The sequence below is a fragment of the Pseudonocardia xinjiangensis genome, assembly GCF_012911925.1.
Classification (GTDB): Bacteria; Actinomycetota; Actinomycetes; order Mycobacteriales; family Pseudonocardiaceae; genus Pseudonocardia; species Pseudonocardia xinjiangensis.
In genome coordinates this window covers 1-22,698 of the sequence record NZ_JAAXKY010000096.1, presented here as the reverse complement: position 1 = coordinate 22,698, position 22,698 = coordinate 1, and the positions used below count along the sequence as shown (strand labels likewise).

The following is a 22,698-nucleotide window of genomic DNA, read 5'->3' as shown; positions in this document are numbered from 1 at the left end:
CGGGCCGTAGAACAGCGACATGTGTCCATGTCGCGCGCCCGCGAGTCGCTGCCTCAGTGGGCTTCGTAGCGGACCGGGGCCGGGAGGCCGGCTTCCTCGCGTGTCCTGGTCGCGAACCGCTCGATGGAGACCAGCGCGCTCACGACGTCGTCGCTGCGCACCTCGAACGGCATCGAGTGGATCGTCTCGCCCTCGAGGGTCGCGGCGTCCGCCACCGTCCGCAGGGCGTCGGTGTCGTCCGCGCTGAGCCCGACCTCCGTCAGCGTGGTCGGCAGCCCGACCCGCGTGGTGAACTCGACGAACTCCCGGATGTCGCTCGTCGGCGCCCCCTCCAGCACGAGCTGGGTGAGCGAGCCGATGTTCACCTTCTCCCCGTGCGCGAGCCCGTGGGTGGCGGCCACCGCCGTCAACCCGTTGTGGATGGCGTGGGCGGCGGCGAGGCCACCGGACTCGAACCCCAGTCCGGACAGGAGCGTGTTCGCCTCGATCACCTTCTCCACAGCCGGGGTGACCTGGTGGTCCCGCACCGCGTCCATCGCGGGCAGCGCGTTCTCCCAGAGCACGTCCCAGCTCAGCTGGGCCAGCGCGGTACCCGTGAGCGTCGGCAGGCCGCCTGCCATGGTGTGCGAGCTCGACCGGGCGGTGGCGCGCGCCTCGAGCCACGTCGCCAGCGCGTCGCCCACCCCGGCGACCAGCATCGACGCCGGCGCGTTCGCGACGATCTGGGAGTCGACGAGCACCAGGTCCGGGTTCCTCGGGAAGAACCGGTACTCCTCGAACTCGCCGGTCTCGGTGTAGATCACCGACAGCGCGCTGCACGGGGCGTCGGTGGAGGCCACGGTCGGGCAGTTCGCCCAGCGGATGCCCGCGAGGTGGCCAGCCGCCTTCACGACGTCGATGGTGCTGCCACCCCCGGCCGCCACCGCCACGTCCGCCCCGGCCTCCCGGATCACGCCAACGACCCGGTCGACCTCGTGCGCGCTGGGGACGCCGCCGAACCCCGTCCGGTTCACGGGGAGGTCCGCCGCCTTCAGCGACGCCTCGATGTCGTGGCCGACCAGACCCCACACCAGGTCGTCCGCGACGATCAACGGCGTCGAGCCGATCTGCTTCAGGTACTCCCCCAGCAGCCGGATCGCGCCCTTCCCCTGGACGTACCGGCCGGGGCTGATCACTGTGCGCACCGCGGATGCCATCGTCGGTCCTCCTCCGGAAACGTCCGTGGACCCGACGTTAGACAGCCCGGCGGCGAGAATCGGGACCCGGCGCCGTCTCAATCTGAGACACGACCGGGCGGCCAGGAGTAGCCCGTCGGGTCGTAGCGGTCGTCCGCAGCACCTGCGAGAGTCGGGCGCATGTGCCGTTGGCTGGGCTACATCGGCGACCCGATCCGCCCCGAGGAGCTGCTCTACCAGCCTGAGCGCTCGCTGATCGAGCAGAGCAAGAGCCATGCCCCCGACGTCGCCATCGCCAACGGCGACGGCTACGGCCTCGGCTGGTACGGCACGGCGGACGGGCCGGGGCTGTTCCGCAGCGCGTCACCGGCGTGGGGTGACCACAACCTCCGCGAGCTCAGCGCGCAGATCCGCTCGCCGCTGTTCCTGGCGCACGTCCGCGCCGCCACCGGCACTCCTGTGCAGCAGTCCAACTGCCACCCGTTCCGGTACGGCCACTGGATGTTCGTCCACAACGGGATGATCGACGCCTTCCCCCGCGTGCGGCGCGACCTGCTCATGCAGGTCGACCCGGAGCTCTTCCCCGCCGTCGAGGGCTCCACCGACTCGGAGCTGATGTTCTATCTCGCGCTGACGTTCGGGTTGGCCGAGGACCCGGTCGGCGGCCTCGAACGCATGGCGGGGTGCATCGAGGCCGCCGGCCGGCGGATCGGGTCCGACCATCCCCTGCAGATGACCGTGGGGGTCACTGACGGGGCGCGCCTCGTCGCCGCCCGGTATGCGAGCGACACGGAGGCGAACACGCTCCACGTCAGCTCGTCGGTGCGTGACCTGCGCCTGCTCTATCCCGAGAACGAGCGCTTCCAGCACTTCTCCGACGAGGCCAGGGTGATCGTCTCCGAGCCGCTCGTCGACCTGCCGGGGATGTGGCGGGAGGTACCGGCGGGCACCGCGCTGGTGGTGCAGGACGGTGAGGAGCTCGAAGTGCCCTTCGTGCCCCGCGCGGCGTAGCCGGTGACTCAACGCGGGATGCGCAGGGTCGCGACGCCGTCGCCGGTGAGCTCGTCGCAGTAGACCGCACGACCGGCGGTCGCCATCATGATCGCCAGTGTCGTCCCTGAGACCAGTGGACCCGCGCCCGTCGTGAAGGGGCCGTCCGTCGCGACGAGGCGCACGCCGGCCACCCGGGTCTTGCCGGGGAACATGAGGTCGGAGTGGGTGTAGAACTCGGCGAGCCGGGTGAGGACCTCGATCGGATGGTCGCGCTCGATCCCCAGGGGACGCCGGATGTCCTCGCCGTGGACGACGACCTCGCCGAGCAACGCGATCCTCGGCAGCGGCGGGGCCGTGGTGCTGGTGACGACACCGCGGAACCTGGCGAGTGTGTCGGCCGGGGTGTCGCCCAGCTGCTCGGCCAGGCGCCTGGCCACCTGGTCGTCGAAGTCGAACCGGCTGCGGACCACGCCGGCGAACCACCGCACCGGGCTCAGGCTCCCCGCCGCGGTCAGGTGGGCGAGTACCTCACGCACCGACAGGCCGGAGCACAGTGACGGCGTCGCCCACTGCTCGTCGGTCAGCACCGCGAGGTCGGCGGCCAGGGCCGCCCGCTCGGAGTGGACAGCAGGCCAGAGGTCTCTGCCTGTCTTCAGGCCGGTCGGGAGGGCGTCACGATCTCTGAACAAGGGCATGAGGGGTAGACGCCGGCCGGGCCGCGGACTCATCGCCCGGGAGCGGACGAACGGGACGGTGGCACCATTTACCTCTGGCGAGGTAAGGGTAACCTCACGACGTGAGTGTGACGATCACCGGTCCCGCACGCGCCCTGCTCCCCGTCTCCCCGGCCGCTCGCACCCGCGCCGTCCTCGCGGAGCTGCTCCGTCCGCGCCGGGCCGCCGCTGCGCTCGCCCTGACCACGCTGGTTGCCGACGCCGCGGTCGGCCTGCTGGTGGCCCCGCTGCTGGGCGCCGTCGTTGATCTCGTGGTGGCGGGCGGACCGGCCTCGGCCGTCACCGGTCCGGTGCTCCTGCTCGTCGGGGTGGCGCTGGCCCAGGGCCTGCTGACCCTGGTCGGGATCCGGCTCGTCACCCGGGTCGGCGAGAGCATGCTCGCCGACCTGCGGGAGCGGTTCGTCGCCCGCGCGCTCGGCCAGCCGCTCGAACGCATCGAGGCCGCCGGAGCAGGTGACCTCACGGCGCGGGTCACCAGCGACATGTCCGTGGTCGGCGAGGTCGTCCGGGTGTCGGCCCCGCAGTTCGCCCGGTCCGCGCTGGTGATCATGCTGACCCTCGTCGGGCTCGCCGTCCTCGACTGGCGGTTCCTGGTGGCCGCTCTGCTGGCCGTGCCGATCCAGGTCCTCACGGCCCGCTGGTACCTGCGGCGGTCCGGCCCGATCTACGCCGAGCAGCGCACGGTCGGGGGCGCCCAGCAGCAGCAACTGCTGGACACGATCGGCGGGACGGCCACGGTGCGCGCCTTCCGGCTGCAGCGCGAGCACGCCGAGCGGGTCCGCGTCCGGTCCCAGGCGGTCGTGGACCTCACCATGTCCGTCACGCGGCTGCAGACCTCCTTCTTCGGCCGGCTCAACGCCGCCGAGTACGTCGGGGTGGCGGCCGTTCTCACCACGGGTTTCCTCCTGGTCCGCTCCGACGCGGTCTCGATCGGCACGGCGAGCGCCGCGGCGCTCTACTTCATCAACCTGTTCGGCCCGATCAACCAGATGCTGTTCCTGCTGGACTCGGTGCAGTCCGCCGCGGCGAGCCTCGCCCGGATCATCGGCGTGGCCGACCTGCCGGAGGAGCGCGAGCCGGAGGTGCCGGTCCACCCGGTCGACGCCACGGTGCGCACGAAGGGGCTCGGTTACGCCTACGTCGAGGGCCACGACGCGCTCGACGACATCGACCTGGAGATCGCGTCCGGCACCCGCGTCGCGCTGGTCGGGGCGAGCGGAGCGGGGAAGACCACGCTCGCGAAGCTGATCGCCGGGGTGCACCGGCCCGACCGCGGCACCATCGACATCGGGGGTGTCCCGCTCGACGAGCAGGGGCCCGCGGTCCTGCGGGCCACCGTCGCGCTCGTCACCCAGGAGGTGCACGTCTTCGCCGGCCCGCTCGCCGAGGACCTGCGCCTGGCCCGGCCAGAGGCCACCGACCGCGACCTGCACGCGGCCCTCGACCTCGTCGGCGCCCGGGCCTGGGTCGACACGCTCCCCGACGGTCTGCAGGCCGTCGTCGGAGCCGGCGGCCACGGGCTCACCGTCGTCCAGGCCCAGCAGCTCGCCCTCGCCCGGCTCGTCCTCGCAGACCCGCCGGTCGCGATCCTCGACGAGGCCACCGCCGAGGCGGGCAGCGCGGGAGCGCGGCTCCTGGAGCAGGCCGCGCAACGGGCGCTGGCCGGCCGCACCGGCCTCCTGGTGGCCCACCGGCTGACCCAGGCAACCACGGCGGACCACGTGGTGGTCCTGGAGGACGGACGAGTGGTCGAGCACGGCACGCACGAGGAGCTGGTCGCCGCGGGCGGCCGCTACGCCACGCTGTGGGCCGCCTGGTCGGAGGCCCGATGACCGCGGGCGGCCCCCTGGGCACGGCACGGTCGGTGCTGCGCGCGTCGGTGTCCGGCCAGCGCCGCCGGCTCGGCCTCGCGGCGCTTCTGCTGTCCGGCCACCAGATCGGTGAGGCGCTCGTCCCGGTGCTCGTCGGCGTGGCGATCGACGCCGCGGTCCGCACCGGGGACGGCACCGCCCTGCTGGCCGTGCTGGCGGCGCTCGCCGTCGACTTCGCCGTGCTGTCCTTCTGCTACCGCGCGGGTGCCCGGGTCACGTGGCTGGCGGAGGCCAGCGCCGACCAGCAGGCGCGGCTGTGGGTGGTGGAGCGGATGCTCCACCCCGGAGGGGGCGCCGAAGCCGGCAGGCCGGCCGGCAGCCTGGTGAGCGTCGCCGTGGCCGACGCCAAGCGGATCGCCTCGATCCACCTCGCGCTGCCCTACGGCGTCGCCGCGCTCGCCGCGCTCGCGGTGGCGGCGGTGGCGCTGCTGCGCAGCTCGGTCCCGCTCGGGCTGCTGGTGCTGCTGGGCACCCCACCGCTGCTGTTCCTGCTGCACCTGCTGGGCAAGCCGCTGGAGCGGCGCAGCGGGCCGGAGCAGGAACGCGCCGCGCAGGCGTCCGGGGTGGCGGCGGACCTCGTGGCGGGTGTCCGCGTGCTGAAGGGGATCGGCGCCGAGGGCACCGCGGTGCAGCGCTACACCGCCACCAGCCGGGCCGCCCTCGCGGCCACGCTGCGCGCCACCGGTGCGCAGGCCGGCTACCAAGGTGCGGTGCTGGTGGTCAACGGGCTGTTCCTGGCACTCATCGCGCTGGTCGGCGGCCGGCTCGCGATCGCGGGCGAGATCAGCGTCGGGCAGCTCGTCGCCGCCGTCGGCCTTGCCCAGTTCCTCCTGGAGCCGCTGGACGTCTTCGGGCGGGTCAACGCCGCGCTGGCGCAGGCCAGGGCGTCCGCGAAGCGGGTCGCCGCGCTCCTGGGCACGCCGCACGCCGTCAGCGGTGGCACCGCCGCTCCCCGGTCCCCCGTCCGCGGCGGGGTGCGGATCCGCGGGCTCGTCAGCGGCCCGCTCACCGGGCTCGACCTGGACGTCGCGCCCGGTGAGCTGCTCGGCGTGGTGGTCAGCGACCCGGCCGCCGCCACGGAGCTGCTCGGCTGCCTGGGCCGCGAACACGACCCGGCCGCCGGCTCCGTCGAGCTCGACGGCGTGCCGCTCGCCGAGCTCGACCCCGACGAGCTGCGCGCCGCGGTCCTCGTGGCGGCGCACGACGCGGAGCTGTTCGCGGGCACCCTGCACGAGACGATCACCACCGGCGCGCCCGAGCACGCCGACCTGGACGCCGCGATCCGCGCCGCCCAGGCCGACCAGGTGATCACCGTCCTGCCGGACGGCGCGGACACCGCCGTGTCCGAGCAGGGCCGCTCGCTTTCGGGCGGCCAGCGGCAGCGGGTCGCGCTCGCCAGGGCGCTGCTGCGCGACACACCCGTGCTCGTGCTGCACGACCCGACCACCGCACTGGACACCGTCACGGAGGCGAGGATCGCCGCCGGGCTGCGGGCCGCGCGCCGCGGCCGGACCACGATCCTGGCCACCACCAGCCCGGCCCTGCTGGCCGTGGTCGACCGCGTGGTCACCGTCGAGGACGGCCGGATCACCGCCGAGGGGTCACACGCGGAGCTGGCGGCGCGGGACGCGGCCTACCGGGCGCTCGTGCTGTCCTGATACTGCAACGGCACTTCGGCGTGTAGTGAGAAGCTGATGCCTCTCCGGCGGGATGATCACCCCCTGGTGGACGTGCGCGCTGGCGCGGCGGAAGACCTATAAGTCTGGACTTATATATGGCGAGGCCGCTAGCGTGCATCCTTCGCCAGGAGAACCTGGAGCGCTCCGCCATGAAGTACACCGTCTCGATCGAGATCGCCCTGCCGCGGGAGAGGGTGGCCCAGCTGCTCGCCGACCCCGCACACCTGCCGAAGTGGCTGCGCGGCATGGTGCTGCACGAACCGCTGAGTGGCATGCACGGGCAGGTCGGTACCGAGTCGCGCGTCGTGCTGCAGATGGGACAGCAGAGAATGGAGTGCACCGAGACCATCACGCGCCGAGAACCGGCGAACCTGCACGGGATCCCGAGAGACAGCGTCGTCCACTTCGCCCGCGAAATCGTCGCCAAGGGCATGTGGAGCGACGTGCGCGACCGACTGACTGAATCCGGTCCGGAGGCGACCCTCTGGGCGCAAGAGAACGAATACCGGTTCAGCAGCTTGCCGATGCGACTGGTAGGGCCTCTTATGCGCGGTGCCTTCCGCAAGCAGTCGCAACAGCACATGCAGGACTTCAAGGCGTTCGCGGAGCAGGGAACGGACGTCCGCGAAGCGAAGGGCTGACCCGCGCGCTGGAGATCAGGGGCGCCACGTCGACCTGGTACTGCAACAGCAGTTCGTGTCACGGTGGTCGGTGACCACGACGTCGGTAGTGACTCGCCGCGGCCTGGGAAGCACTCCTCGATCGCCCAGTAGGGCCGAGTTGTTCAGCACGCTCCCAGGAATCCGACCAGCAGCGCGTTCACCTCGTCCGGCCGTTCGAGGTAGCCGAAGTGGCCGCAGTCGGCGACCTCGGCGTACTCGGCGCCGGGGATCGCGGCGGCGAGCTCACGGGAGAGGTGGGCCGGGATCATCTGGTCGTCGGCGAACCCGACCACCAGCGTCGGCACCGTGATCGCCCGGTAGGCGGGCCCGCGGTCCTCGAACTCGGCGAGCGCGAGCTGGGCCCGCACCCCCGGACCGGCCGCGGGGTCCGACATCTCGAACAGGTCGAGCCAGTCGCGCACCGCGACCGGGTCGGCCCGCGTGCGCGGGGAGAGGTTGTGCAGCGCGGTGACGGCCGCGCGGTAGCGAGGCGGCAGCGCGATGCCGGCGTCGTGCAGTGCGCACTCGCCGGCCGACAGCGCCTGCTGCGTGGCGTCGAGCCTGCCGTGCCCGGCCAGCACCACCGCCCGCGACACCAGCTCCGGCCGGGCGAGCAGCAGCTCCTGCACGACCCGGGCCCCGAGCGAGGTGCCGACCACGGCCGCCCGACCGCCGCCCAGGTGCTCCACCAGCGCGGCGGTGTCGGCCACCATGTCGTCGATGGTCATCCCCGGCGGCCCGGGCTCGGACGCACCGATGCCACGGTTGTCGAACGTGGCCACCCGGTACCCGGCCGCCACCAGCGCCGGGACCTGGTGCAGCTGCCACACCCGGCCGGGGCTGCCGAGCCCCATCACCAGCACGACGAGCGGGCCGGAGCCCCGGACGTCGTAGCCGATGCGGATCCCGTTGAGCTCTGCTGTCGGCACCGATCTAGCCGGCCGCCCCGGCGGCGACCTTCTCCAGCGTCGGGGTGATCTGGTCGAGCTGCCACGGGATGTTCAGCAGCGTCGGGTTGTTGAAGGTCTGGGCGGTGAAGGCGTCGGCCTCGTAGGCCCGGCCGGCCTGCACGGCGGGAATCGCCTGGTAGGCCGGGGCGGCCTCGAGCGAGCTCCGTAGCTCGGGCGTGGCGAAGCCGATGGACATGAAGTCGGCGTCCAACGACCCGATCTGCTCCATGCTCAGCGAGCGGTCCTTGACGGTGGAGGTGACCGTCGGGGACAGCACGAGCCCGAGCTGGGTGTAGAGCGCCACCGAGATCGTGGCGGGGTCGTCGATCACGGCGAAGGGCTGGCCGGGGTCGTAGTAGAAGCTGGAGCTGAAGGTCTTGCCCTTCAGCCCGGGCAGCCGCGCGGCGAGTGCGCTGATGTCGCCCTCCGTGGCGGCGATCGCCTGCTCGGTCTGGGCGCTGCGCCCGACGGCCTTGCCGATCATCCGGCTGATCACCTGCCAGCTGGAGGTGCCCGCCTCCTCGGGGTAGCCGACCGTGGGGGCGATCTGGCTCAGCTGGCTGTAGTAGTTCTCCAGCCCGTAGTAGTTCGTGGCGAGGATCAGGTCGGGCTTCAGCCCCGCGATCTGCTCCAGGCTCGGCGCGGTGAAGACGTTCTTCAGCTCCATGGAGCCGGACAGGTCGATCTTGCCGGCCAGCCACGGGTACTTCCCGCCGGGCAGGTAGTCGTTGGAGCCGTAGGCGACCGGGGTGATCCCGAGCGCGCCGAGGGTGTCCTCCTCGTAGCTGAGGGCGATGATCCGCTTCGGCTCCGCCGGGATGGTGGTGGTGCCCAGCTTGTGCTGGATCGTCACCGGGAACTGGTCGGTGGCTCCGGCGGGAGCGGGCGGCGCCGCGTCGGGCGCCGGGGAGCCCCCTTGACCTGCGGTTCCACCGCAGGCCGCCAACATGGCGGCGACCACCACGGTGGCTGCTGCGGCCAGCAGTGGCCTCGTTCTCCTGGGCACCCGGACCTCCAGGTCGTGCGGGGAGCGGAAGACACGGGCCGAGCGGCCCGCGCCGAACGTGCGGAGTATGGCAATCAAGATTAAGTTAGGCAAACCTTTGCTCCAGCTCGTCGAGGACGCGTGACCACTCCGTGACGAGCTCCTCGAGCTCCGCCGGGGAGGGGCCGGCCGGCGCGGCGATCCAGCGCGCGGTGAGGACCGGCCCGTCCGGCCGGTCCGCCACCCGGACCAGGACGCTGAGCGGGAACTCGTCGGGCCGATCCTCGCCCCAGTCCGCGAAGAGCGCGTCGTTCTCGACGACCGTGGCCCAGTCCGTCGCCTCGGCCCGGGTGAACCGGCCCTCGTAGTTCAGGTACACCTCGGGCCGCGCCGCCCCGGCGAGCAGCGCCGCGGTACGGGGGTTGAGGTAGCGCAGGCCGCTGTACCCGGCACCACCGTCGGGAAGTGCCGCCCTGTCGTCCCGGACCCGGGCCACGGCCGCGGCGAGCGCGTCGGGCTCCACCGCACCCGGGTCCACCCGGACCGGCACGACGTCGGCGAGCCAGCCGACCGTGCGGGTCAGATCGGCGCCCTCGTCGGCCGCCTCGCCGGAGTGCCGGACCTGCTCCGGCCGCCTGCCGTGCCCCTGCAGGGCGACCTGCAGCCCGGTGCCCTGGCGCCCCGTGCCATCGCCGGTCCACCGGGCACGGCAGCGCGCCACCGCCACCGCGAGGGCGGTGACGAGCACGTCGTCGACACCCGCGTGCACCGCGGCGGGCACCCGGGACAGCAGGCCGGCCGCCGGCCTGCTCCGCTCGACCGCTGCCTGATCGGCGCCGGGCCTGCGGGATGCGAACAGCGGTGTGGGCGCACCCAGCAGCCCGGTCCACAGCGGCAGTTCGGCCTCGCGCTGCGGGCTCGTGGCATCGGCTGCCACGCGGGCGGCCCACTCGCGGTAGGGCACCGGGACCGGCGCCGGACGGCCGCCGGATGCAGCGGCCGCGAGGTCCTCCAGCAGAATCCGCCAGCCCACCCCGTCGACGACGAGGTGGTGCAGCACGAGCAGCAGGCGGCCCGGCCGGTCGGGGCCCGCGTCGAACCAGACGGCCTGGAGCATCCGGCCGGCCTCGGCGTCGAGCCGCTCGTTCGCGGCGCGGGCGTGCGCGAGTACCTCGGTGGCGAGCGGTTCCGTGGCCTCGATCCGGAGAACGGCGTCCGCCACGCGGACGCTCCCCCGCGGCGCGACGTCCACGTACCACGGTCCGTCCGCGGGACGCACGAGCCGGGAACGCAGCGCCTCGTGCGCGTCGAGGACGGCCTGCAGGGCAGCGGCGAGCCGGTCCGCGGACAGGCCCGCGGGCACCGCCAGCAGCACGGGCGAGCCGAGGCCCGCGACGGGCAGGCCGGACTCACGCAACGCCGCCAGCGCCGGAGTGGGGGCGGTGGGTCCCGAGTAGTCGGTATCCACTGCATCCGTCGAGGTCGCGGGGCCGGGCAGGGCGGCCACCTCGGTCGGCACGGAGCGGATGCCGGGCCGGCCGTCCCCGTCGAGCACCGCGGCCAGCGCGGCCGGGGTGCGGTGGGTGAACAGCTGCCGCGGCGAGATCTGCAGCCCGGCCGCCCGGATCCGCCCGACCAGCGCGATGGCGACGATGCTGTCGCCGCCGAGGGCGAAGAAGTCGTCGTCGGCACCCACTGCCGGCAGGTTCAGCACCTCCGCGACCAGGCCGCACAACAGCTCCTCGCGGGCGGTCGACGGTCCACGACCGGTGGTGGCGCCGAGGTCGGGCTCCGGGAGGGCGCGCCGGTCGAGCTTGCCGTTCGGGGTCAACGGCAACCGGTCGGTCAGCACCGTCACCACGGCCGGGACCATGTACTCCGGGAGCCGCTGCGCCACGCCGTCGCGCAGGGCGCGCGGGTCCAGGTCGGCGCCGGGTGCCGTCACCGCGTAGCCGACCAGCCGGGCCGTGCGGCCAGCGCCGTGCACGACGACCGCTGCCTGCGCCACGCCGGGCTGCTCACCGAGCACGGCCGCCACCTCGCCCGGCTCGATCCGGAAGCCCCGGATCTTGACCTGGTCGTCGGAGCGGCCGAGGTGTTCGAGCAGGCCGTCGGGGGTCCAGCGGGCGCGGTCCCCGGTGCGGTACATCCGCTCCCCCGGCCCGCCGAACGGTGAGGCGACGAACCGTGCCGCGCTCTGGGCGGGGCGGCCGAGGTAGCCGCGGGCGAGCCCGCGGCCGGTCACGTACAGCTCCCCGACCACGCCGGGCGGCACCGGCTGCAGCCGATCGTCGAGCACGTAGGCGCGGGTGTTGGGATCGGGCACGCCGATCGGCACAGGACCAGGTCGGGACGGGTCCGCACGCCAGAGCGTGGAGTTGACGGTGGCCTCGGTCAGCCCGTACGCGGCGAAGAGCCGCACCTTCCCGGCCCACCGGGGCACCAGGTCGGGCGGCACGGTCTCGGTGCCGACCAGCACCACCGAGTCGGCAGGCAGCTCGCAGTCCGGCGGGAGCGCCGAGACCAGCGACGGCGGCAGCACCATGTGCGTGATCCGCTGCGCGGCCAGGAAGTCGGTCAGGGTGTGGTCGGCGGTGCGCACCTCCTCGGGCGCCAGCACCAGCGTGGCGCCGGTGCACAGCGCCATGGCCAGCTCGAACGCGGCCACGTCGAACCCGACCGAGGCGAACTGCAGCACCCGGGACCCGGCGTCGACGCCCATCCGCTCGACCGCGGTGGCGACGAGGCTCGCGATCCCGTCGTGCGGCACGGCGACGCCCTTCGGACGCCCGGTCGAGCCGGACGTGAAGATCACGTAGGCGGTGTGGCCGAGCCCGGCCGGCTCGCCGGGCAGCCGGTCGTCGGCGACCGGGGCCACGAGCCGCGCGGCGACCGCCCGATCGTCGAGGAGCACCGTCGGCACCCCGTCGACCACCGGCAGGTCGTCGGTCACCGCGGCGGTCGCCACGACGAGTGCCGCGTGCGAGTCCTCGACGAGCCCGCGCAGCCGTTCCGCCGGGTGCTTGAGGTCGAGCGGGAGCCACGCGGCCCCCAGCCGGACCGCCGCCAGCACGGTGGCGACCATGTCGGCGGTGCGCGGGACGGCCACCCCGACCACGTCCTCCACCCCGACGCCGTGCTGGCGCAGCAGCAGCGCGATGCGCCGCGACCGCGCGTCGAGCTCCGCGTAGCCGACCTCCCGCTCGCCGTCGACCACGGCCACCGCGTCCGGGCGCGCGGCCACCTGGTCGGCGAACAGCGCGCCGAACGTCCGCTCCGGCACCGGGAGTGCCGTGGCGTTCCAGGTGTGCAGCACGCGCTCGCGTTCCGCCGAGGTCAGCACGTCGATCGACCCGACGGGCACCTCCGGGTCGGCGGCGACGGCGGCCAGCACGGCGGTGAACCGGGCGGCGATCAGCTCGACCGACGTGCGGTCGAACAGGTCGGCGCTGTACTCGAGCGTGCCCGTCAGCCCGTCGGGCACCTCGGCCACGTTCACCGACAGGTCGAACGTCGACACCGCGCGCTGCACGGGCTCCACCTCGGCCGCCAGGCCCGGCAGCTCCGGCGCCTGCCCGGTGACGCCGCTGAGGTGCACGACCATCACCTGGAACAGCGGATGCCGCGCCAGCGAGCGTTCCGGGTCGAGCGCCTCCACGACCGCCTCGAACGGGACGTCGGCGTGGTCGAACGCGGCGAGGTCGGCCTCCCGGACCCGGTCGAGCAGCTCCGCGAACGTCGGATCGCCCGACAGGTCGGTGCGCAGCACCACCGTGTTGAGGAAGAACCCGACGAGGTCGTCGAGCGCGGGGTCGCCGCGGCCTGCGACCGGGGAGCCGAGCGGGATGTCGGTGCCCGCGCCCATGCGGTGCAGCAGCACCGCCACCGCGGCGTGGACCAGCATGAACATGCTGACGCCTCGGCGGCGCGCCACCTCGCGGAGCCGTCCGGCGGTCGCCGCGTCCACCGTGAACGGGACCGTGGACCCGACGTGGCTCAGCTCGACCGGCCGCGGCCGGTCGGTGGGCAGGGCCAGCTCGGTCGGGAGGCCGGCCAGTGCCCGGCGCCAGAACGCCAGCTGGTCGTCGGCGACCGCGGCCAGCAGCCGCTCGTGCCAGGTCGTGTAGTCGGCGTAGCGCACCGGCAGCGGCGCCCAGCTGGGGGCCGACCCGGCCGCGCGCGCGGTGTAGGCGGCGGCGAGGTCCGTCACCAGCGGGCCCGTCGACCACTCGTCGGTGGCGATGTGGTGCACGAGCAGCAGCAGCACGTGCTCGTCGGTGCCGGTCAACCGGTAGAGCCGCGCCCGGACCGGCAGCTCCCGGTCGAGCGCGAAACCGCGGTCCACCTCGGCGTCGACGAGCGCGCCCAGACCGGCCCGGTCGGTCTCCACGAGCGGCAGCGGGACGTCCGGTGCCGCGAGGATCTGCTGGAAGGCCATGCCCTGGCTGTCCGGCCCCTGGCTGTCCGGGTAGACCGTGCGCAGCGGTTCGTGCCGGTCGACGACGTCGCGGACCGCCGCGGTGAGCGCGGCGACGTCGAGCGGGCCGCGCAGCCGCCAGGCCACCGGGACGACGTAGGTCGGGTCGACGCCGCGCAGCTGGTAGTGCAGCCACATCCGGCGCTGGGACGCCGACAGCGGCAGCCGGTGCGCCTGCTGCGCCGCGGCGGTGAGCGGGGGCCGCACCGGACCCCGCCCGGATACCGAGACGGCGCCCGCCAGCAGCTCCGCCAGCCCGGCCGGGGTCGGGGCGTCGAACACCGCCCGCGGGGCCAGGTCGACCCCGGTGGCCGCCCGGATCCGGCCGACCAGCCGCATCGCCGACAACGACGTGCCACCTGCGGCGAAGAAGTCGTCGTGCACGCCGACCGTGTCGACCTGCAGGACGTCCCCGACCAGTGCGCAGAGCACCGCCTCCCGCTCGGTGCGGGGAGCCTCGACGCCCGGGCCGGCCGCGAGGTCGGGGGCGGGCAGTGCGCCGCGGTCGAGCTTGCCGTTGGGGCTGAGCGGCAATGCGTCGACGGTGACGAGGACCGCGGGCACCATGTGCGCGGGCAGCCGGTCGGCCACGTACGCCCGCACGGTGGCGGGGTCGGCCCCCGCACCGGTCAGGTAGCCGACGATGCGCGGCTCACCGGCGGCGGACTCGTCGACGACGACGGCCGCGGCCGTCACCGCCGGAGCCGCGAGCAGCGCCGCCTCGACCTCCCCCGGCTCCACCCGGAAGCCCCGGATCTTGACCTGGTCGTCGGAGCGGCCGAGGAACTCCAGCTCGCCGCCGGGCAGCCTGCGGGCGAGGTCACCGGTGCGGTACATCCGCTCGCCGGGCCGCCCGTGCGGGTCGGCGACGAACCGCGCCGCGGTCAGGCCCGGCCGGGCCAGATAGCCGTGCGCGAGCTGGACGCCCGACAGGTACAGCTCACCGGCCACGCCGTCGGGCACCGGTTGCAGGTGCAGGTCGAGCACGTGCGCGCCGGTGTTCCAGATCGGCGTGCCGATGGGGACCCCGGCACCCGTCGTGGCCGGCGCGTCGGCGTGCCGGGTGACGTCGACCGCCGCCTCGGTGGGGCCGTACAGGTTGTCCAGGCGCACCCCGGGCAGCAGCTCACCGAACCGCCGGGCCGTGGCGCCGGGCAGAGCCTCGCCGCTGCAGACGACACGGCGCAGCCCGGTGCAGCCCGCCGCGTCCGGGTGGGCCAGGAACTCGGTGAGCATCGACGGCACGAAGTGCGCGGTGGTCACCCGCTCGCGGACGACGAGCGCGGCCAGGTAGGCGGGGTCGCGGTGGCCGTCGGGGCGCGCCACCACCAGCGCGGCCCCGGTGAGCAGGGGCCAGAAGAACTCCCACACCGAAACGTCGAAGCTCGACGGCGTCTTCTGCAGCACGCGGTCGTCCGGGGTGAGCCGGTACTCGTCCTGCATCCAGGCCAGCCGGTTGACGATGCCGGCGTGCGGGACGACCACGCCCTTGGGCCGGCCCGTCGAGCCGGACGTGTAGATCACGTACGCCGGGTCGGCCGGACCGGCGGGACAGGCCAGCCGGGGTCCCGCTCCGCCCGGGGCGAACCCGGGCTCGTCGACGGCGAGCACCGCGCCGGAGCGTGGCGGCCACGACGTCGCGGCCCGCAGCGCCGCGGTGGTCAGCACGGCGGCGGGCGCGGCGTCGGCGAGCAGGAACGCCAGCCGCTCGGCCGACAGGTCGGGGTCGAGCGGGAGGTAGGCCGCCCCGACCCGCACCACGGCGTGCAGGGCCACCACCAGCTCCGCCGAGCGCGGCAGCGCCACCGCCACCAGCGCACCGCGGCCGATCCCGCGAGCGGCGAGCGCCCGCGCGAGGGCGTCGACCCGCCGGTCGAGCTCGGAGTAGGACAGCCACTGCGGCTCCCCGTCGCCGTCGACGACCAGGGCGAGCGCGTCGGGCGTCCGGTCGGCCTGCTCGGCGAGCAGTACGGGCAGGGTGGCGGCGGGAACGGCCACCGCCGGTCCGGTACCGGCAGCGAGGGCACCGACCCGTTCCGCGGCGGTCAGCAGGTCCAGCGCGCCCACCCGCCGGTCGGGGTCGGCGCCGACCTGCTCCAGCAGCCGCACGAGCCGGTCCAGCAGTGCGCTTGCCGCGTCGGTGCCGAGCCGGTCGGTGGCGTGCTCCAGCAGCAGCGTGACCGAGCCGTCGCCGAGCCGCTCGGTGAGCGTGACGTGCAGGTCGAACTTGGCGTGCACGGTCTCCGTGTCGTAGGGCCGCGCCGGCAGGCCCAGCAGCGTGTCCGGCTCCGGCGGCACCTGGTGGTAGCCGCTCATCACCTGGAACAGCGGGTTCCGCCCGGCCTCACGCCGGGTTCCGAGCGCGGCGACCACCCGGTCGAACGGCAGGTCGGCGTGGTCGAACGCGGCCAGGTCGGTGGCCCGGGTGCGGGCCAGCAGCTCGGTGAACGTCGGGTCGCCGGACAGGTCCGAGCGCAGCACCAGCGTGTTGACGAAGAACCCGACCGAGCCCTCCAGCGCGGCGTCGGAGCGCCCGGCCACGGGCACCCCGAGCGGGATGTCGTCGCCGGAACCGAGCCGGTGCAGCAGCGCCGCCGTGGCGGCGTGGGTGAGCATCGACATGCTCGTCCCGGTGCGCGCGACCAGCGCCCGCAGGGCAGCCACCGCCGGCGCGGGCAGCTCCCGTTGCACGCGGCCCCCCGTCCCGTGACGGACCGCGGGACGCGGGTGCTCCACCGGCAGCGGGATCTCCTCGGGCAGCCCCGCCAGCGCCTCGGTCCAGAACGCCTCCTGTTCGGCACCGAGAGTCGCGAGCAGGTCGGCCTGCCAGAGCGTGTGGTCGGCGTACTGCACCGGCAGCGGTGCGAGGTCGGGGAGCGCCCCGGCCCGGCGGGCGGCGTAGGCGGCGTCCAGGTCGGACAGCAGCGGCCGGTCCGACCACTCGTCGGTGGCGATGTGGTGCAGCACGAGCAGGAGCACGTGCTCCGGGCCGCCGCCCACGGCCAGCAGGACAGCGCGCAGGGGCAGGTCCGCGCCCAGGTCGAAGCGCCGCTCGACCACCGCACGGACCCGCGCGGTCAGCTCGTCCGCCGAGACCGGCGAGACGTCGAGCGCGGGCGCGGCGGCCGGGTCGGTGGTAGGCCGGATGCGCTGGTAGGGCACGCCGTCGTGCTCGGCGACGACGGTGCGCAGCACCTCGTGCCGCGCGGTGACGTCGGCCAGTGCCGCCCGCAGTGCCCCGACATCGGGCGCGCCGTGCAGCCGTACCGCCAGCGGGTAGTGGTAGGCCGCCGCGCGCTCCGGCCCGTCGGCCAGCCGGTCGAGCAGCCACAGCCGGTGCTGCGCCGGCGACAGGGGCACCCGCTCGGGCCGCTCGGCCGCGACGAGGGCGGGCCGCGCCGGGCGCGCGGCGCCCACCCGTTCGGCGAGCCGGGCCACCGTGGGGGCCTCGAACAGGTCTCGGATCGCCAGCTCCGCACCCAGTGCCGTGCGCGCGCGGCCGATCAGGCGGGTGGCCAGGAGCGAGTGGCCACCGAGGGCGAAGAAGTCGTCGTCGACCCTCACGCCGGGGTCGGCCCCTTCGGCGCCCCGCACGTCGAGGACCTCGGCGAACAGGGTGCACAGCGTGCGCTCCACCGCGGTGGCGGGCGCACGGCCGCTGCCGCGGCGCACCACCGGTTCGGGCGCGGGCAGCGCGGTGAGGTCGAGCTTGCCGTTGGCGTTGATCGGCAGCTCGTCCAGCACGACGACCGTGGCGGGGACCATGTAGTCGGGCAGCTGCGCGCCCAGGTCGGTGCGGAGCCGGGCGGTCAGCTCGCTCGCGCTGCGCGCCGCCGTCGGGTCGTTGGCGACGCGCCCGCCGTCGGCCGGGAGGTAGTCCCCGGCGAGCGGTCCGTCGCCGGTGGCGAACACGGCGTCGACGGTGCCCGGCTGGGCGGCGCACCACGTCACGTGCAGCCGGTAGCCGAGCCGCTCGGCGAGCGCGTGCAGGTCCTCCTGCTCGACACCGCTGTGTTCGCTCAGGGCGGCGCGGGCGCTCGTCACGTCGCCGTCCCGAAGCGCCGCCACCGCGGCCAGCTCCCCGGCGAGGCGGGCGTCGGGCACCCGGCTCACCCGCAGCAACGCCGGCCGTTGCCGCTCCAGGTGCGCGGCCAGCCCGTCGAGGTCGGCGAGCTGGACGCCCCAGATCAGCGTGGGCGCCTCGGCGAGCGACCGGACCTCGGAGGCCCGGCGCAGGACGACGTCGTAGCGGTGCCGGGTGAGCTCGTTGACGTGCCGGCCCCGGCGGGTGCGCACCGACGCGGTGGTTCCGGGCAGCTGTGCGGCCAGGCCGGTGAAGAAGTCCGGTGCGAGCACCAGCTCCTTGTCCATGGTGATCGCGCGGTCGACGGCCCGCTGCGTGGCCGCGGCGTCGTCGTCGGTGCGCCGCAGCTGGACGGCCGTGTGGAAGGCGTGGAGCACCGCCACGTTGCGCACGTCGCCGACGAACAGCGCGCCGCCGGGCGCGAGCAGCTCCAGGGCGCCGCGCAGCACCCGGTCGAGGTAGCCGGCGTCGGGGAAGTACTGGACCACCGAGTTGATCACGATGGTGTCGAAGAAGCCTGCCGGAAGGCCGTCGAGGTCGTCGGCGGGACGGCAGCGCAGCTCGACGTGGCCGAACCGTTCCTTGTCCCCGGCGAGGACCTCCCGCAGCTTCCCGATCACGGGGGCCGCGAGGTCGGTGCCCCAGTAGGCCTCGCAGTCCGGGGCGAGACGCCCAAGCAGCAGGCCGGTGCCGACCCCGATCTCCAGCACCCGGCGTGGGGCGAGCTCCCGGATCCGCTCGACGGTGCGTTCCCGCCACTCCCGCATGTCGGGCACCGGGATCGGCTCGCCGTCGTAGCTGGAGTCCCAGCCGGAGAAGTCCTCGTCGACCACGGCGACCGGGATCTCGGTGTACTCGTCGCTGTAGACCTGGTTCCACTCGCCGACCTGCTGCGCGCCCAGCTCGGCGCGCACGTCGGCGGGCAGCGCGGCGGGCACGACATAGCCGACGAGGCGGGTCAGCCTCGCCTCCCCGCTTTCCCGCTGTGGCACGACAGCGGAGCGGGCGACGAGCGGATGCCGGTCGAGCACGGCGCTGACCTCGGCGGGCTCGACCCGGTAGCCGCGCACCTTCACCTGGTCGTCGGTGCGGCCGAGGAAGTCGAGAATGCCGTCGGGGCGACGGCGCACGAGGTCGCCCGTGCGGTACATCCGCCCGCCCGCCCGGTGCGGGTCGGCGACGAACCGCTCCGCGGTGAGCTCGGCCCGGTTCAGGTAGCCGCGGGCGAGGCCGTCCCCGGCGATGTAGAGCTCGCCGGGCACGCCGTCCGGCACCGGACGCAGCCAGCCGTCCAGCACGTACCCGGCGGTGTTGCGGATCGGCCGCCCGACGGTGGGGGTCGCGCTGTCCGTGGTGCCCCCGCCGAGGGTGTTGATCGTGTACTCGGTGGGGCCGTAGAGGTTGTAGCCCGCCGTGTCGTCGGTGTCGCGCAGCCGGTTCCACACGGTCTCCGACACCGCCTCGCCGCCGAGCATCACCAGCGCGGGACGGTGACGGCGCTCGCCGCGTTCCAGCAGGCCCTCCGCGAGGAGGTGCTGGGCGTAGGTCGGGGTCACGTTCACCACGTCGATGCGGTGGGTGTCGCAGTAGGCCACCAGCGCCTGCGCGTCCCGGCGCAGCGTCTCGTCGCAGACGTGCACCTCGTGCCCCTCGACGAGCCAGAGCAGCTCCTCCCACGACATGTCGAAGGCGAACGACACCGTGTGCGCGATCCGCAGCCGTCGCCCGCCCGCCGCCGCCACCGTGGGCGCGAAGATCTCGGTGCGGTGGTTGTGCATCATGTTCGTCAGGCCGCGGTACGGCGTGACCACGCCCTTGGGGCGTCCCGTCGAGCCCGACGTGTAGATCACGTACGCCGGGTGCAGCATCCGGCCCGCCCGCTCCCGGGAGAACGCGCCGAGGGCGGCGTCGTCGATCGTCGTGGGAGCGAGAGTGGCCAGCTCGGTCCGCACCGCGAGGGTGTCGAGCAGGAGCAGCGGTGCGGTACCGGCGAAGCGGGCACTCGCTCCGCTGGTGGAAAGCAGCAGCAGCGGCTCGGCGTCGGCGAGGATCGCGGCCAGCCGGTCGGTGGGGTGGTCGAGCTCCAGCGGCAGGTAGGCCGCGCCGGTGCGCAGCACCGCGAACAGCGCGACGACGGTGTCGACGGAGCGCGGCACGCCGATGGCCACCACCCGCTCCGGCCCGGCGCCGTGGGTGAGCAGGAGCCGCGCGAGCCGGTTGACCCGGCCGTCCAGCTCGGCGTAGGTGAGCCGCTGGTCCCCGCACACGAGCGCGAGCGCGTCCGGCGTCGCGGCCGCCTGGACGGCGAGCAGGTCGGCGACGGTGTCGACGTCCTGCGGGCCCTGCGGCCCCGAGCCCGCGCGCTCGATCGCGGCGCGTTCGTCCGCGCCCAGCACCGGTACCGCGCCGACGCGGGTGTGCTCGGCGATGGAGGTGAGCGTGTCCAGGAGGCCGACGAACCGGGCGAGCAGCGCCTCCGCGTACCCGTCGTCGACGACGTCGGACCGGTACTCGAGCCGGACGCCGATCTGCTCCCCCGGTGCCACCACCAGCGTCAGGGGGTAGTGGGTGTGGTCGAGGCTGCTGCCGCCGGTGATCCCGAACTCGGCCTGCGAGCGGCTGCTCGCGGTCTCGTCGATGAAGTTCTGCAGGACGAAGAGCACGTCGAACAGCTGGGTCTGGCCGGCGGCCCGCTGCACGGCACCCAGGCCGAGGTGCTCGTGGTCCATCAGGTCCAGCCGCTCGTCCTGGGCGCGGCGCAGCAGCTGGGCCAGGGTCTCGCGCGGGTCGAGCGTGACCCGCACCGGCACCGTGTTGAGGAAGAGCCCGACCACCTCGTCGAGACCGGGCACCTCCGGCGGCCGGCCGGCGACCGTGGTGCCGAAGACCACGTCGGAGCGGCCGGTGACGGCGCCGAGAACCAGCGCGAGCGCGCCGGTCAGCACGGTGTTGAGGGTGACGCCGCTGCGGCGCGCGAGGTCACGGACGGCCCGGGCCGAGGCGTCGGGCAGCACGGTGGTGCGCCGCCGCGGCCCGACCGGGGCGAGGCCACGGGCCGCCGGGACCAGCACTGTCGGTTCGGTGAACCCGGCCAGCGCATCACGCCAGGCGCGTTCGGCGGCCGGGACGTCGCGCTCGGCCAGCCAGCGCAGGAAGGCGCGGTAGTCGCCCGCCGGGACGGGCGTGGCCGCGGCGCCGTGGTGGTAGAGGCCGAGGAGCTGGTCGATCACCAGCGCGCCCGACCAGCCGTCCCACAGCAGCACCTGCCGGTTGATCACCAGCCGCGACCGGTCGGCGCCGAGGTGGATCAGCAGCAGCCGCCACAGCGGGGGGCACGCGACATCGAAGGGCCGGGTCCGGTCCTGCGCGGCGAGCTCCTCCGCCCGTTCGAGGCGCTCGGGTTCGGGCAGCTCGGCGAGGTCGACCTCGGTGAGCGGCGCCTCGAGCGCCGCGGCCACGAACTGCACCGGCGCGCGCAGCCCGGCGTCGGTGAACCCAGCACGCAGCGTCGGGTTGCGCGCCATGAACTCGACGGCCGCCGCGCGCAGCCGGGCGGCGTCCAGACGGTGGTCGAGGTCGAGGGAGAACTGTGCCGTGTAGGCGTCGCTGCCGAAGTCCAGCGCGGCGTGGAAGAACAGCCCTTCCTGCAACGGGGACAGCGGCCACACCTGCTCCAGCCCACCGGGGCACAGTGCGCGGACCCGTTCGCGCTCGCCGTCGGTCAGGTCCACCAGGTCGACCAGATCGGTCTGGTCCGCCGCGTCCGCGGGCGCCGTCGCCTCGGTGGATCCGGCCACCAGCTCGTCCAGCGCCGCCACGAGGTCCGCACCCAGCCGCGACACCTCGTCCGCGGGCAGCACGTCGACCAGGTGGGTGAGGCGGATCCGCAGCCGGGGGCCGTCGCCCGTGTCCCGGCACACCGCGTTGACCATCAGCGCGTACGGGACGCCGAGGTCGTCGTCGGGGCGGTCGTCGAGCAGGTCCGACTCCGGAGCCACCGTCCAGGGCCCGGGGCGCGCGTCGACCCGGCCGAGGTAGTTGAAGAGCACCTGCGCCGGTGCGGTGGCGGCCAGCAGCGGGGCGGTGCGGGCGTTCGCGTAGCGCAGGAGGCCGTAGCCGATGCCTCCGTCCGGGGCGGCGGCCAGTGCCTCGGTGGCGCCCGCGAGCGCGACGGCCGGGTCCGGGTCGGCGGTGAGCCGGACGGGTGCGACGGAGGTGAACCAGCCGACCGTGCGGGACAGGTTGGTCTCGGGGGTCAGTGGCTCGCGGCCGTGGCGCTCCAGGTCGACCAGCAGCGGGCCGGGTCCGCGACGGCGACCCACCGCGGCCGCGAGTGCGGCGGCGAGCACCTCGGTGACCCCTGTGCCTGCGGCAGCGGGCACGACGGTCAGCAGGGGCGTGGTGGCGGCCGGGGACAGTTCGACGACGTGGTCCGCGGTGCCGCCGGCGGTGCCCGACGCCGTCACCCCCGCCACGAGGTCGCCGCCCGGCGTGGCCGTGGCCCGCCAGTGCGCCAGCTCGCCGAGGCGTTCGTGGGCCTGCTCGGCCGCGGCCCTGGCGAAGGAACGCAGCGAGGTCCCGACCGGGGCCGGCGTGTCACCGGCGAACGCGACGGCCAGATCCTCCAGCAGGATCCGCCAGGACACCCCGTCGACGGCGAGGTGGTGGGCCACGAGCAGCAGCCGCCCGGGCTCGGCGGTGCCGGCGTCGAACCAGACGGCCTGCAGCACGGCACCGGCGTCGGGGTCGAGCCGGCCGGCCGCGGCGGTGGAGGCCTCGGTGATCGCGGCGCGCAGCGCTTCGGGCGCCGGTCCGGTGACCTCGACTCGGCGCAGCACGTCGGCGGCGGACACGGCACCGGGCTCCCGGACGTGCAGGTCCCACAGCCCGGGCGCGTGCCGGGTGAGCCGCAGGCGCAGCGCGTCGTGGGTGTCGAGCAGGGCTTGCACTGCCGCGCCGAGCCGGTCGAGCGTGGCCTCGGCGGGCACGGTGACCAGCATCGACTGCCGGAACCGGCCGATCGGGCCGCCCCACGAGGCGAACCGCTCCACGATCGGCAGCGGCGGCACCGCCCCCACCCCCTCCGAG

Annotated in this window: 9 protein-coding genes; 4 read left to right on the top strand and 5 right to left on the bottom strand. The window is 74.6% G+C overall.

The annotated features are described in order from the left end of the window. Nucleotides 1-53: 53 nt before the first annotated feature. Nucleotides 54-1,196 (bottom strand): glycerol dehydrogenase, encoded by a 1,143-nt coding sequence (locus HF577_RS24810; protein WP_169398352.1) that lies wholly within the window; start codon nucleotides 1,194-1,196, stop codon nucleotides 54-56. Nucleotides 1,197-1,355: 159 nt separating this feature from the next. Between HF577_RS24810 and HF577_RS24805 the strand changes: the two genes are divergently transcribed. After that, nucleotides 1,356-2,186: a class II glutamine amidotransferase gene (locus HF577_RS24805; protein WP_169398351.1), complete on the top strand. Its 831-nt coding sequence runs from the start codon at nucleotides 1,356-1,358 to the stop codon at nucleotides 2,184-2,186. An 8-nt stretch (nucleotides 2,187-2,194) separates the two neighbouring features. Here HF577_RS24805 and HF577_RS24800 read toward each other — a convergent pair whose 3' ends face one another. Beyond that, a complete protein-coding gene (locus HF577_RS24800) occupies nucleotides 2,195-2,863 on the bottom strand; it encodes a maleylpyruvate isomerase family mycothiol-dependent enzyme (RefSeq protein WP_169398350.1) in 669 nt (222 codons plus the stop codon). Nucleotides 2,864-2,964: 101 nt separating this feature from the next. Here HF577_RS24800 and HF577_RS24795 point away from each other — a divergent pair, with 101 nt between their 5' ends. The 3 genes from HF577_RS24795 to HF577_RS24785 all read left to right on the top strand — a co-directional run bounded on the left by HF577_RS24795 (nucleotide 2,965) and on the right by HF577_RS24785 (nucleotide 7,093). Further along, nucleotides 2,965-4,734, top strand: a complete 1,770-nt coding sequence (locus HF577_RS24795; protein WP_312859363.1) for an ABC transporter ATP-binding protein — start codon at nucleotides 2,965-2,967, stop codon at nucleotides 4,732-4,734. Continuing rightward, a complete protein-coding gene (locus HF577_RS24790) occupies nucleotides 4,731-6,431 on the top strand; it encodes an ABC transporter ATP-binding protein (protein WP_169398349.1) in 1,701 nt (566 codons plus the stop codon). Before HF577_RS24795 ends, HF577_RS24790 begins: the two co-directional genes overlap by 4 nt. A 170-nt stretch (nucleotides 6,432-6,601) precedes the next feature. After that, nucleotides 6,602-7,093, top strand: coding sequence for an SRPBCC family protein (locus HF577_RS24785; protein ID WP_169398348.1), 492 nt, complete (start codon nucleotides 6,602-6,604; stop codon nucleotides 7,091-7,093). A gap of 143 nt (nucleotides 7,094-7,236) precedes the next feature. Here the strand turns inward: HF577_RS24785 and HF577_RS24780 are convergent, their stop codons facing one another. From HF577_RS24780 to HF577_RS24770, 3 genes are read right to left on the bottom strand one after another with little or no spacing between them, the layout of a single operon-like run. Further along, nucleotides 7,237-8,043: an alpha/beta fold hydrolase gene (locus tag HF577_RS24780; RefSeq protein ID WP_169398347.1), complete on the bottom strand. Its 807-nt coding sequence runs from the start codon at nucleotides 8,041-8,043 to the stop codon at nucleotides 7,237-7,239. 4 nt (nucleotides 8,044-8,047) lie between these two features. Further along, nucleotides 8,048-9,148, bottom strand: a complete 1,101-nt coding sequence (locus HF577_RS24775) for an iron-siderophore ABC transporter substrate-binding protein (protein WP_211174785.1) — start codon at nucleotides 9,146-9,148, stop codon at nucleotides 8,048-8,050. A gap of 7 nt (nucleotides 9,149-9,155) precedes the next feature. Further along, nucleotides 9,156-22,679, bottom strand: a complete 13,524-nt coding sequence (locus tag HF577_RS24770; RefSeq protein WP_169398346.1) for a non-ribosomal peptide synthetase — start codon at nucleotides 22,677-22,679, stop codon at nucleotides 9,156-9,158. Nucleotides 22,680-22,698: the final 19 nt, after the last annotated feature.